The sequence below is a fragment of the Paenibacillus assamensis DSM 18201 genome, from assembly GCF_000422445.1.
GTDB lineage: Bacteria > Bacillota > Bacilli > Paenibacillales > Paenibacillaceae > Paenibacillus_B > Paenibacillus_B assamensis.
On the sequence record NZ_AULU01000006.1, the window covers coordinates 305,482 to 318,590 of the forward strand.

The window sequence follows — 13,109 nt, forward strand, 5'->3', positions numbered from 1 at the left end:
TTTGTTATGCAGATAGAGAAAGGGGCGTCAGATGGTTATGGCTGTTTTTGAAACGCTGTGGGAATATAAAGAGATGTATTTACAAGGTGCGGGAGTCACCTTATTACTTACGCTATGTTCAATTCTATTTGGTGTAATTCTAGGCTTCGGTCTTGTATTTATGCGTTTATCAGAGGTTAAGCCATTAAGATGGCTTGCAACTGCTTATATTGAGGTATTCAGAGGAACGCCACTACTCGTTCAATTGCTTATTATTTATTTCGCACTTCCCATTCAAGTAGATAAATTTACGGCAGGTGTAATTGCAGTTGGATTAAATAGTGCTGCTTACTTGGCCGAAATCTTCCGTGCTGGAATTCAAGGTGTAGATAAAGGGCAGGTTGAAGCGGCGCGTTCACTTGGCATGACGCAGAAACAAACGATGCGTTATATTGTGATTCCGCAAGCATTGCGCTCGGTATTGCCAGCTATCGGTAATGAATTTATCGTTATTATTAAAGAAACGTCCATCGTTATGGTTATCGGTCTTGCAGACTTAATGTACAATGCGGATCTCATTCGGACGAAAACATATCAACCATTCCCATCCTTAGTAGGGGCAGCAATTGTTTACTTCATCATGACATTCTCTATGTCCAAGTTAATTGGCAGGTTGGAAAGGAAGTTGAACACAAATGATAAAAATTGAACAGTTGCATAAGCGCTTCGGAAAGCTGCATATTTTGCAAGGTGTTAATGCTGAAATTAAGCAAGGTGAAGTTGTGGTTGTGATCGGACCAAGCGGATCTGGTAAAAGCACATTGCTTCGCTGTATGAATTTGATCGAAGAGCCAAGCGACGGCAAGATTTATTTCGAAGGTCAATGTATCAATGAGAAAGCCCATGATGTGAATAATACACGTGAGAAAATGGGGATGGTGTTTCAGTCATTCAACCTATTCCCTCATATGACTGTGCTAGATAATATTACACTGGCGCCAATTAAGGTGAAAGGGCAGTCAAAAAGTGAAGCCGAACAAATTGCAATGGATTTGCTTCACAAAGTAGGATTGTCGGATAAAGCCCATGTGCATCCGAGCAAACTGTCAGGTGGACAGAAACAACGGATTGCGATCGCGCGTGCCTTAGCTATGAAGCCGCATGTGATGTTGTTCGACGAACCAACTTCTGCACTTGATCCTGAAATGGTTGGAGAAGTGCTTGAAGTGATGAAGTCATTGGCTCAAGAAGGTATGACGATGGTTATCGTTACACATGAAATGGGCTTTGCCAAAGAAGTAGGAGATCGCATCTTATTTATGGATGGCGGCAACATTGTAGAAGAGGGGACACCTGAGGAAGTGTTCCAAGCTCCTAAGCATCCACGTACGCAAGAGTTTTTAAGAAAAGTAATTAATTAGGTTGAACCGTGTATGTGCAATAATTATCGTACAAAACAGGCCGTCCTTCTGGAGTATGAACAGTCCCTTACGAGGGAAAGTCCATGCTACTATTGGACGGCCTTTATATAATGTGATTCAAGCGATGCTGCTTATCTGTAATGAACAAAATACATATGATGTATAAGTCTATTGGTTCATTTTATCAGAAAATTACTGCTGTATCGGTGGTTGCCATTCAAATATCGGGATATACTGTGCGCTTATATATGCGAATAACAATAGTCCGGGCATAAGGAGCAACAATACAGCATCTAAGCGTGAATAGGACGTCGCATAATAATAGGTACGTGAAGAACCGATGTGAAACTGCTTTGCTTCCATGGCAACGGCAATACGCTGCGCACGACGAATGCTTTGAGCAAGCAGCGGTACGGCATAAAGACGTATACGTTCGTATATGCCTTTCATGCCTGCTTTATATCGAACACCGCGTATTTTTAAAGCATTGGTCCGAGTATGGAATTCTTCCCATACTGTTGGCAGTAAACGAATGGCAGCGATAAAGCTATATCCGTACTTTGGCGGTAAATGAAACTGCTGCATGAGGGCGTAGAAAAATAATAGCGGCTTTGTTGTTAATACAAACAATAAACCCATAACGCCGAAACTAACCGTTTTCATCGATAGTAGAAGTCCACGAAAAAAGCTTTCTTCTGAAATTTTAATAATGCCCCATGTCCACCAGATCACATCGCCTTTGCCAAACAGAATCATCGTTGATGCGGTAGAAATAAATATAAGAACGAAAGGTGCTAACAACAGCAATAATTTTCGCGACGAGTATCCGCTCCATAGTACCAGCAACAGGATGTAGATGAGCAGCAAGTGAAGTGCAAATGCGAAATTCCGATTGAACAAGGTGATCAAGAGCGCTGCAAATATAATAAAGAATTTGAATGCAGGATTGACGTGATAGAACCACGTTTCTTTTTGAGGAGTGAACAGTTCCATCTATTTGCTCCTCTCGGTTGCGGCTTCGCTGTGAATGATATGGCTCTCGGCCATATCGACATCCTTATTAGCATCATACAAAGATGTGGTCGCTGCGGTCGAGCTCTTTACTTTAGATATACTCGATAGTTCTCCCTCACGAATCTCCCATACATGGTCGCAAAAATATTCAACGATATGCGGATCATGAGTAATCATTAATATAGATACTCCGCTAACCCGAAGTTGTTCTAGTCTTTCCAGTATAGCAAATGTGCTTTTTGCATCTAATCCGAATGTAGGTTCATCCAGCAGTAAAACAGGCTGATTCTGAACGATAGCTGACGCTACGCTCAGACGGCGCTTCTGACCCATAGATAACTGATACGGATGTCGGTCTTCGCTAACATGCAAATGAAACGATGACAGCAGTCCTTTGACAATCCGGTCAATTTCGACTTGAGGACGCTTCTCTAATTGAAGCGCAAATGCAATTTCGTCATAGACGGAATCCGTTACAAATTGCATTTCAGGATTTTGGAATACGAATGCCAACTGACTTGGCGGCGTATGTTTCCTACGGTGGCTTTGCGCTTGCACAATAGAGTGCCCTTCAATAACGTATGTCCCATCCGTCTGGAGAAGCTGCATAAGGGAAAGGAGAAAGGTACTTTTTCCAGCCCCGTTTTCTCCGGTAATCGCGATCCATTCCCCTGTATGTACGGCAGCTTCTCGTACATAAATCCTGCGCTGTTTTTCACGATAGCCTGCAAATTGATGCAGCCATAACAATGGCGGTTGCTTTCGTGATAATGTTGGAATAGAAGGTGATTGGTTGTACAAATGTTTCTCATTCTTCTCATGCATAATTGTCTGGTATGTATTTGATTGTGTATAGTCTTGCCACACATCAGGATACCAGATTCCGAATTGTTGTAACTCATCTTTATTATTTGAGAACACGAAATCTGGAGTATCATCGGCAATGATTTCACCTTTATCATTGAACAGAACAACCCGGTCTACATAGGAGATGACGTGCTCTATTTTATGTTCAACGATAATGACGGTCTTCTCACTAGCGACGTATTTGATTGCCTCCCATATTTGCATGGTGCCATCCGGATCGAGCAGGGCAGAAGGCTCATCGAGAAATAACACCTCAGGATTGAGCAGCAGTACCGTCGCAAGTGCCAAGCGCTGTTTCATACCTTGAGAGAAGCTTTGGATCGGAACATGCAGCTCGTTAAGGTCGAGGTGCAAACCAACCATCTCTAATACGCTGATCATGCGCGCTTTCATCTGCTCACGGGGAACAGATAGATTCTCTAGCACGAACGCCAATTCTTCGTCTACCATGGGCATACAAAATTGAGTGTCGGGATCTTGGAAAACGAATCCCCAGCTGTCAGGCTTCTGAATGGAGTCAGCTTTCATAGGGACCTCAATAGAAGTGGGTATAATCCCGCTCAATACTTGCAGCAGCGTAGATTTGCCGCAGCCGCTCGGCCCTAATAGTAGTATTTTCTGTCCTTGAGGAACAACGAAGGAGAGGTCCTTAAATATAAAGGACGACTCTCCTGCAAATTTTAATCTTAGATTGGTGATACATAGGTCTGAACTATGTTGTAATACGTTCATGAATTACACCTCAATCAAATTACTGCACTATTCTACGCTGCAATGTTTATTTATCAAGTGCCGCATAGTCAGATTGCGAGAGTGGACGAATAGACTTGGTTACCCCTGTTGCTTCAAGTGCGCGAACAAGGAAGTAAGCGAATACTCCACAGAATACAAAGGCACTAAGGAATCGTAAACCATATTTTAATACAAGCACCCAAGTTTCATAGTCAGCATAACCGAAGTACAGGTCAACACAGAAGGAACCGACCGCAGACATCATACCTGCGACACCTGCTACAACAAGACTGTGTTTGCGATAACGAACAAGTAGAAATACGAGTTCTGCTGCTAAACCTTGCACAACACCATAAACGACCGTTTCAAATGCCCATGTGGAGCCAAGCAGCATCGAGATGATAGCGGCTGCTGAACTTGCGATGAATGCTACACCAGGCTTGCGAAGTAGCAAGTAGGCGAATGGGCCTGCCATAAACCATAATCCATACGTCAATTGACCGGATTGAGGAAAGAGCAGCTTAGAGGCGCTGTAGACCGTATCCCATACTTTGAAAAGGACTCCGAATACGAGTGCAATGACGACAGTAATGAGCACGTCAGAGAACTTTAATCCTTTAGATGTTTGCTGCATGATGGTTACCCCTCTTTTTCTATAAATTTGCACAAAAAAACCGCCTGAATACGCAGACGTATAGACGGTTGAATACACAAAGTTCTCGATGTCAATTCTCTACGCTGGCATTATCCAGTTCAGATATACGGTCAGTAGCAGTTACGGCTACAATCTCAGCCTGACTCACTCAAGCTCCCGGATTGGTTCTTATGCAATTGACTATAACTTAACCTATATTGGGCTATGTTGGCAATAGTTTTTCGTTTTATAGTTGAGTTGCAGTTCAATAAGTAGTCATAAAAATTATTATGTAAACAAAAATAAATTTCTTTACTCTGATTGAGCAACTACGCAATCATGTTATAGCTTGCACATTCAATCAACGCGCTAAAAGGGTGTAGTGTAACTTGACCCTAATTAGAAACATATGCTAAAATTCGCTTTAATGAAACAAGAAAGGTGTATACAATGCTCTATATTAAACATGTTAAACTCGTGATGAAGCTTCGCTCCGCACAAACGTATACGATGAAGCGTTGTACGGAGCTTAATCAGGAAGCTTGAAGTTTCCTATATTCATCGGTTGAATCGTCTTGCTGAAAAAGTGTAGTTTTCTATGCTTATTTAGTTATGGCTATTTACCGATGTTTACTTAGATTAAAGAGCCATGGACAATGCTTTGTCTATGGCTCTTTGTGTTTGTGGCGATATCAATGAGGTGAATACCTTCATTGGTTCGAAGCAGTTGTATCCCATTCGGTACATCTGATCACGAAGCAGAGAGTTAGCGTCTAATGACGCAGCTCTCTGCTTTTTTTATTTTATTTAGGAAAGAGGAGTCGATATGAGCTTGCTGAAAGTGGAAAACGTATCACATCATTTCGGGGATAAATCGTTATATGAAAATGCTTCTTTTGAATTATACAAAGGCGAACATGTAGGGATTGTTGGGCAAAATGGAGCGGGAAAAAGCACGTTAATCAGAATACTGCTGGCTGAAATGATTCCGGATGAAGGGAGTATCAAATGGCAATCTAATTTGTTTCGCACGAAGAAAGCTTCTACGCGGAATGGGCAGATCGTATTTTCAATATAGAACAGGGCAAGTAGTGAACTCGTAAATGCTAATCATTCAAACGAAATAGATAAATGAAATTAAATAAGAGGTGTAAATGATAACATGCATAGCTCCAATTATAACTGGAAGTCTCAAATCTCATTATTTTTAACTGCACAAACGATTACCTTGTTTGGTTCTTCTTTAGTACAGTACGCGATTATTTGGTATATCACGCTTACAACCTCATCTGGGGTCATGATGACAATTGCGACAGTCTGCGGATTTCTTCCGCAGATCATCATATCTTTATTCGCAGGCGTCTGGGTGGACCGTTATAACCGTAAAAAAATGATTATCGTATCTGACGGCATGATTGCTGCTGCAACATTACTATTGGCTATTTTATTTTTCACAGGTTATAAAAGTGTGTGGCAGCTCTTTATCGTATTGTTGATTCGTTCAGCAGGGACGGGTATACAAACACCGGCCATCAATGCGTTAATTCCTCAGATTGTTCCGAAAGAACATTTAATGAAAGTAAACGGAATTCACAGCACGATTTCGTCGTTAATGATGGTTCTGTCTCCAGCAGCAAGTGGAGCCATTTTATCTGTGGCAACGCTTGAAACAACATTGTTGATTGATGTGATCACCGCTGTCATCGGGATTAGCATTTTATTAACGATATCAATCCCAGCGTATTTGCAAACGGAGAACCAGAATAAATCGAATCTACAAGGAATTGTAGAAGGGTTCGTATACTTGAAGCATCATGTGTTTATTAAACAACTGCTTATTCTATTGATCGTTATCATGATATTAGCTAGTCCAGCAGCCTTTTTAACACCTCTAATGGTAAGTCGCTCTTTTGGGGCTGAAATGTGGAGACTGACGGTAAGTGAAATGACGTTCGGTATAGGTGCAGTTATAGGCGGGGCGTTGATTGCAACATGGGGAGGATTTCGCAATCGAATGCATACAACGGCAGTTGCATGTGCTCTCTATGGATTGATGATGATCGGGCTAGGAGTCGCACCACTATTTTTCGTATATTTAATATGCAATGTATTAATCGGAATAACGATGCCTTGCTTTAACACACCGATTACGGTCTTATTGCAGGAAAAAGTCGAGCCTTCTATGCATGGCCGTGTATTTAGCTTCGTACAGATTGCTAGTTCATGTGCGCTTCCATTAGGGATGATTCTGTTTGGACCACTTGCGGATATTGTTCAGGTAGAAAGCTTGTTGATAGGTACAGGTATATGTGTACTACTATGTGGGATTTATACGTATATCAGTAAACGATTTGTTGGGTAATAAGAGATAGTTATAAATTGTTGAAGTAAGGGAATAGGTTAGTGGAACGTAAAAATGACGTTTTATTAACCTGTTTTTTTTATGATTAAATGACTTATTAATAGAGAAATGACCTATTAATAGTTGCTTCATATTGCTTGATTTTGTTTCACTTTTACAAGGATGGGTAATAGAAAAAGGGTGTTGCTATAAAGGATATATATGTAAAAATAAAGTCAGAAATGTCATTTTCCAAACAATAGATCAAGTGATTGAAGTCGTTGGCACACGTGAATTTGCGCATTTTTACAGAAACTACCTGATCATAGGCTAGAATTCTATGTTATGATCACCGCGTTGATGTTAGTCCATGGAAATTGTAATGGACGCATGCTTCAAGGAGGATATTTATGAATAAAAAAATGACGTTACAAATTGCAGGAGTACTATTGGTAGCTATCTTGATTATTCAAATACTACCTGTATATGCGGATTCTACTACCGCAACAGAATTAGAAGAGCAGGCTCAGAGCGTTCCAGCGAGCATTCCAGCTGAAGAAGCCGCGAACCCTATGATAAATGAACAAGAGATATGGGGAAATACGGACCAAGGCATTCCGGCCGTGATGGCAGTAAGTTTGAAAGATGCAGACAAGCCTATGCAAGCTTCTGTACCAAAGCAAAAAGAAAAGCAAGATTCAGCTAAGTCTGATGACAAAGAGACTAACCGTAAACCAGCTCAACCTGTAAAGGTTACAACGGCGGATCGCAAAAGCTCGAGCTCAGACGATAAAGTGAGCAAGTCTCCGAAAAATGTAATTAGTGTTAACGGTAAACCTATGACGTTTAAACGCACTTATAACATGAAAGCTACATCTTATACGGATCATCCGAGTGAAAATGGCTGGGGCCCAATTGACGCCCTTGGTAATCCACTTAAGCTAGGTACCGTAGCAGTAGATCCTGATGTGATTCCACTTGGTACGAAGCTATTTATAACAGGTTACCAGTTTAAGCATTTGCCAGAAGGTGGTCTAGTTGCAACAGCAACAGATACAGGTGGTAAGATTAAAGGGAACAAAGTTGATATTTTCTTGCCCCTAAGCCAAAAGGAAGCTCGTAAATTTGGTGTACAAGACGTGCAAGTATATGTGTTGAAGTAATCGTAGAGAAGTCAAGTTGCAAGTCAATGACTATAGTTTGTTTGGGAGAAAGAAGCCGTATATATCGCGGCTTCTTTTGATTTACATAGTATAAGCAGAAAGAAGGCGAATTATACAATCCGCCTAGAAGAATGATGTAACTTGCCATTAGTCAGAGGAAGCAAACGCGCTAAAGCTTTCTGGACCAACACGGCTAGCTATGAGCAAGCCGCCTACACTGATGAAGGCTTGATAGGAAACAAATCCTGGAGCAGCAGGGACAGGAACGTTATTATCAATGCCTGATATTGTGAAATTATACGCGCTTAGAACAAGTGCAGGAAGAGTTTGATTTGCTGTATAAACGACTACTGGAATACCGCCGCTAATACGAACGATCGTTATTGTTGCTACTGTAAGAACACCAAGTAGATTAGCCAAGGTCACAGTAGCTTCATAATTAACACGAACATTCGGTCCTGCGCCAGTAAGATTTAATCCAAGTGTTCCAAATAAAGCAGGCGCCGTTGTTGCAGGAATCGAGATGGAACCTGCATAGCTAGCATTTTGTGATATTTGGCCATCAAGAAATTTTGCCATTCTAATCACCCCCATTATCAATATATGAGGATTAGTTAGAATGGTATGGACGACTGGAAGAGATAATAGAAATGGATGATAGTGTACTTATTAGAGAGAAGGAGAATCTAAGTAAATAAATAATTTACATAACATATATTATGTAAACATAGTAAAGGACCAACGCCATATGCTGTGATTGGTCCTTTACTATGTTATTTTTTGCTTTTTGAACCATGTAATAATTCAGGGATAGTTACAAAATCATACTGCTGCGCTTTAAGCCGTTTAATAATAGATGGTAATGCTTTAACGGTATTGTCTAAATAGCCTTTTTTACCCGCTCCGCCTGCATGTTGAAGAACAATGGACCCTGGAGACACTTCGTTTATGATATTGTTCTCCATAACGGCAGCTGGTATTCCTCTCCAGTCATTGGAATCTACATCCCAATTTACGACCATGTACCCATGTTTACCGGCCCATCGAAGTTGTTCTTCTGTAATTTCTCCGAAAGGAGGACGGAAATACCTTGGCTTATAGCCAATTATGTCATCGATTATCGTTTCCGTCTGTCTTAGTTGGCGAATAAATTTGGGCAAGTCTTGACGAGTTAGCAGCGGGTGATTGTACGTATGGTTGCCAATAATATGACCCTCGTCCACCATGCGCTTTACAATAGCAGGATTGCGTTCTGCGCGGTAACCGACAAGAAAAAATGTCGCTTTAATATTTTCTTGTTTTAAAATATCGAGTATAACAGGAGTAATAGTCTGGTCAGGCACATCATCAAAGGTTAGTGCGACTTTTTTGCCAGCTTGGGAACTCCCTCTTAGCTTAAACAGCTGGGGATATTTATTGTGCAATTGAGCAATCGATAATCTCTTGCTCACGCGTTGTTTCATTTGGATTTGTTGTCGTGCTCGTTGCTGTGTAGAACGAGTTTTTAGTTGTGCTGATTGATGTAAAGCAACTTGTTTTTCAGGCTGCTTCACTGTCTTAGTTTCCGCAGCAAATGGTGGATCAAGCTTATTTCTTTCCTTGCTATTTGAAATGTTTGATTCTGAACCCGGAAGTTTTGGAACATAATAATTGTGGTGTTCGGGTTTATACTGTTGCACAGCTGTGTCAGGCGCTGTTAGATCGTGAGTCGTTGATACAACATCATGACGTACTTGCTGCGAGTTAGAACAGCCAGATAAGGTTAATCCCAGCAAAATGATAAAAAGCAATCGTTGCATAATTATGTACCCTCCTTTCCGTAAACTTCTGTTCTCTTGTTATGTCCTGTAAGAAATGGGGATATGCATGTGATGGATTCCGTTCACAACTCCAGTTGTTGTCAATTGTCTTAAGATGGTCTATGAAAAGCGCTATATAAGCGACAAACGCCAACACTCCCTCTCTTTGAATTTCATAATCTATATAAATTGATAGGGGAGAGTGTTGTCATGAATCTCGCACAAGTACGCGGAGGATATGATGCGATTTATAGTTTAGGATCTTCATGTTTGCCTGCTATCAAACTTCAATCACGTAATCTTCGCCCATGTAGTGGGCCGTTAGATTGGATGACCTCTAAATCCTTACCTGATGTCAACCGTCTGTTGGAGGCGAAATTTAAAGATTTCTTGTCGCTTAAACATATTACGGTTACTGGTGATCTAAGCTATCAAAAAGCGCATTATATCGTACAAGATACGTTCTATCAGGTTTCTTCTGTCCATGATTTCGACGTCTATCAAAATACGTTAACCGAATTAAAACAGTACCCTGAAGTAATGAGTAAATTGAACCGACGAATTAAGCGAATGTTGGATGACATGTCTTCGGGTAAGCGAATATTATTTATTCGCACGGAAGAAAACGGGAATTATCCAATTGAAGAAACACTTCATATATTGGATAAACAAGTGGCAGGATCATATGTATTTCTATATATAAGACAAGCTGACGTTTTTGATATTATGGATTGCCATCACAAACATCCATCCTTGTGTGTTGTGCTTGTACCTCGTGATCCAGTTTGGTATCTAGAGGCAACATGGGACAAAATTTTAAACTTCATATATGTAAACGATTAGGGCTGTACCATGCAGCATATGTTGCTAATATTCTGAACACTTTGTCAACTTTCGATATTCCATCATTCAAACTGTGATTCATTTCACAGTTGTTCCTTTCTAAAGCATGACATAGTTAAGATGTCGAATGCTTACAAAGGAGTATAGCCGTGCACACAATCTTATCTAACGAATGCATTGCTGAGGGAATATACGCGATGAAAGTGAAAGGACATTTTCAAGTGAACATGGGGCAGTTTTTTATGCTTCGAGCATGGGAGAACCATCCGATCCTGTCGCGACCAATCAGTGTGTGCAATGTTGAACATGATCATATTGAATTTTTGTACAAGGTGGTTGGAGAAGGTACTCGATTGTTCGCGAAATTGAGAGCAGGGGATTCCATTCAACTTGAAGGACCTTTTGGGAATGGATTCGTGAATCAACCGGGGCGCGTTGCATTAATTGGCGGAGGTGTTGGAATCGCACCGCTGTTATATGCAGCTAAACAGTTCCGCAATAAACCCGATATTTTTCTAGGCTTTCGTGATCAACCTTATTTAACGGAGGCATATAAGCCTTATGCAAATGAACTGCACATTTGTGTGAACGGTAACGTTCTGGAGCATATTGAATGGACCCGCTACGATTATGTCTATACATGCGGCCCGTATGCAATGATGAAGGCGGTTGCCAATTTGACCAAAGGGCTCGATGTCAAGGTATATGTCTCATTTGAGAAAAGGATGGCCTGTGGCATCGGAGCCTGTTATGGATGTTCCACATCAACGAAACAAGGAAATAAGAAAGTGTGTACAGATGGTCCTGTATTTTTAGCAGAGGAGGTTGACTGGCATGAAGAGTTTAGCTTGTGAAGTTGCTGGGATACGCTTCCGTAATCCAATAGTTATGGCATCTGGTACCTTTGGATTTGGCAAGGAGTATGCCAAGATGTACGACATCAATAAACTAGGCGGCATTTCTTGTAAAGGGCTGACGCTGCATCCACGCAAAGGCAATGGCGGCGCCCGCCTTATGGAGACATCGGGAGGGATGTTAAATAGTATTGGATTGGAGAATCCAGGTATTGATGCATTTCTGCGCGAGGAAATGAGATTTTGGGAAACGATCGAACCTGTGAAAATCGCTAATCTTGGTGGGAGTAATATAGAGGAATATGTACTTGGCGCGATGAAAATAACGCAGGATGCTGAAGAGAGACGTAAGCAAAATCGTCGAGCCGTAGATATGATAGAATTGAATATTTCATGCCCAAACGTTAAGGAAGGGGGAGTAGCATTCGGTATTAAGACGGAAGTTGCAAGGGAAGTAGTTCGAGAAGTACGTCAGATGACTTCGCTGCCCTTGGCTGTAAAGTTATCACCGAATGCGGAAAATATCGTTCATATGGCTGTGATGTGTGAAGAAGAAGGTGCTGAAGCGATCTCTTTAGTGAATACATTCACAGGAATGAAGATTGATATTTATCAACGTACAAGTGTATTCAAAAATATGTATGCAGGCTTATCGGGTCCTGCTATCAAGCCGATTGCGCTTCGGATGGTGCATGAAGTGGCTAAACAAGTAGAAGTTCCGGTCATGGGTATGGGAGGAATTGCATCGGCATCTGATGTGATCGAATTCATTATGGCAGGTGCGTCCATTGTGCAAATAGGAACGTATAACTTTATGAACCTGCGTGCTGGGGAAGAATTGTTGGCAGGCATTAACAGCTATATGGAGCTGGAAAATATTCAATCGCTCGATGAAATTAGAGGGATTATTTAAGCATATGAATGATAAAGACGAGCTGCTAACACTGAGCTGGGAACATACAATCTCTTGTGAGGTTATGCAACTGGGTCGAGATTATCTGATTCGGTTGTCGGGAGGAATGCATACGCATCATCATCATATTGGGGCTGTATCTACAGCCTACTATGTTAATCCGGTCGTTACATCCGATGTAGACGAGTGTATTCGCAGCATGGATGGTACATGCCTAACGCAAGATGAGATACCGATATCAATGACTGCTAGCGATAAAGATACGAATGATCGTCTAAATGCCGGACTTGCAGGGGCATCGTCTGAGCAGATATATACGATGACGCATGTTGTGCCGGGTCATAAAGAAGCAATATTGTCTGAGCCAATGGCGCTAGAAGCGGCAAAGCGACTGGGAACTACGGTTACGGTAGTCGCAGGTATTCATTATGAACAGCTGCAAAAACACGAAATTGATCAGGTCGTTCATGCTGCATGGCATGTCTTCCATAGAGCGCTGTCAGAAGCACTGTAAATTAGCGTACATAAAGAACTCCCCAATCCTTCACA

The 13,109-nt window shown here is 41.4% G+C and carries 14 protein-coding genes and 1 riboswitch; of the genes, 9 read left to right on the forward strand and 5 right to left on the reverse strand.

Annotation, left to right across the window (positions count from 1 at the left end):
* Positions 1-31 precede the first annotated feature (31 nt).
* Together H580_RS0104335 and H580_RS0104340 are read left to right on the forward strand one after the other, a co-directional pair.
* Positions 32-688, forward strand: a complete 657-nt coding sequence (locus H580_RS0104335; RefSeq protein WP_028593698.1) for an amino acid ABC transporter permease — start codon at positions 32-34, stop codon at positions 686-688.
* Positions 675-1,400 carry an amino acid ABC transporter ATP-binding protein gene (locus H580_RS0104340; protein ID WP_028593699.1) on the forward strand — a complete coding sequence of 242 codons (726 nt, stop codon included), beginning with the start codon at positions 675-677 and terminating at the stop codon, positions 1,398-1,400. Before H580_RS0104335 ends, H580_RS0104340 begins: the two co-directional genes overlap by 14 nt.
* Positions 1,401-1,592: 192 nt before the next feature.
* Here the strand turns inward: H580_RS0104340 and H580_RS0104345 are convergent, their stop codons facing one another.
* From H580_RS0104345 to H580_RS0104355, 3 genes are read right to left on the reverse strand one after another with little or no spacing between them, the layout of a single operon-like run.
* Complete coding sequence (locus H580_RS0104345) at positions 1,593-2,393, reverse strand: energy-coupling factor transporter transmembrane component T family protein (protein WP_028593700.1); 801 nt, start codon at positions 2,391-2,393, stop codon at positions 1,593-1,595.
* Positions 2,394-4,013: an ABC transporter ATP-binding protein gene (locus tag H580_RS23330; protein WP_084508924.1), complete on the reverse strand. Its 1,620-nt coding sequence runs from the start codon at positions 4,011-4,013 to the stop codon at positions 2,394-2,396.
* A 46-nt stretch (positions 4,014-4,059) separates the two neighbouring features.
* On the reverse strand, positions 4,060-4,647 hold the full coding sequence (locus H580_RS0104355) for an ECF transporter S component (protein ID WP_036604540.1): 588 nt from the start codon (positions 4,645-4,647) through the stop codon (positions 4,060-4,062).
* Between the two features lie 79 nt (positions 4,648-4,726).
* Positions 4,727-4,838: riboswitch (TPP riboswitch) on the reverse strand.
* Between the two features lie 635 nt (positions 4,839-5,473).
* Between H580_RS0104355 and H580_RS0104365 the strand changes: the two genes are divergently transcribed.
* The 3 genes from H580_RS0104365 (at position 5,474) to H580_RS0104375 (ending at position 8,151) form a co-directional block, all read left to right on the forward strand.
* On the forward strand, positions 5,474-5,725 hold the full coding sequence (locus tag H580_RS0104365; protein WP_028593702.1) for an ATP-binding cassette domain-containing protein: 252 nt from the start codon (positions 5,474-5,476) through the stop codon (positions 5,723-5,725).
* Between the two features lie 84 nt (positions 5,726-5,809).
* On the forward strand, positions 5,810-7,009 hold the full coding sequence (locus tag H580_RS0104370) for an MFS transporter (protein WP_028593703.1): 1,200 nt from the start codon (positions 5,810-5,812) through the stop codon (positions 7,007-7,009).
* A gap of 389 nt (positions 7,010-7,398) precedes the next feature.
* Positions 7,399-8,151 carry a 3D domain-containing protein gene (locus tag H580_RS0104375; protein WP_028593704.1) on the forward strand — a complete coding sequence of 251 codons (753 nt, stop codon included), beginning with the start codon at positions 7,399-7,401 and terminating at the stop codon, positions 8,149-8,151.
* A gap of 147 nt (positions 8,152-8,298) precedes the next feature.
* Here H580_RS0104375 and H580_RS0104380 read toward each other — a convergent pair whose 3' ends face one another.
* On the reverse strand, positions 8,299-8,730 hold the full coding sequence (locus H580_RS0104380; RefSeq protein ID WP_028593705.1) for a hypothetical protein: 432 nt from the start codon (positions 8,728-8,730) through the stop codon (positions 8,299-8,301).
* A 194-nt stretch (positions 8,731-8,924) separates the two neighbouring features.
* Positions 8,925-9,950 (reverse strand): polysaccharide deacetylase family protein, encoded by a 1,026-nt coding sequence (locus tag H580_RS23335; RefSeq protein WP_084508926.1) that lies wholly within the window; start codon positions 9,948-9,950, stop codon positions 8,925-8,927.
* 210 nt (positions 9,951-10,160) lie between these two features.
* Here H580_RS23335 and H580_RS23340 point away from each other — a divergent pair, with 210 nt between their 5' ends.
* The 4 genes from H580_RS23340 to lpdD all read left to right on the forward strand — a co-directional run bounded on the left by H580_RS23340 (position 10,161) and on the right by lpdD (position 13,074).
* Complete coding sequence (locus H580_RS23340; RefSeq protein ID WP_051217238.1) at positions 10,161-10,793, forward strand: DUF1796 family putative cysteine peptidase; 633 nt, start codon at positions 10,161-10,163, stop codon at positions 10,791-10,793.
* A gap of 149 nt (positions 10,794-10,942) precedes the next feature.
* On the forward strand, positions 10,943-11,647 hold the full coding sequence (locus H580_RS0104395) for a dihydroorotate dehydrogenase electron transfer subunit (RefSeq protein WP_028593706.1): 705 nt from the start codon (positions 10,943-10,945) through the stop codon (positions 11,645-11,647).
* A complete protein-coding gene (locus tag H580_RS0104400) occupies positions 11,628-12,560 on the forward strand; it encodes a dihydroorotate dehydrogenase (RefSeq protein ID WP_028593707.1) in 933 nt (310 codons plus the stop codon). The genes H580_RS0104395 and H580_RS0104400 overlap by 20 nt, the downstream gene beginning before the upstream one ends.
* A gap of 4 nt (positions 12,561-12,564) precedes the next feature.
* Positions 12,565-13,074, forward strand: a complete 510-nt coding sequence (lpdD, locus tag H580_RS23345; RefSeq protein WP_157282687.1) for a prenylated flavin chaperone LpdD — start codon at positions 12,565-12,567, stop codon at positions 13,072-13,074.
* Positions 13,075-13,109 lie beyond the last annotated feature (35 nt).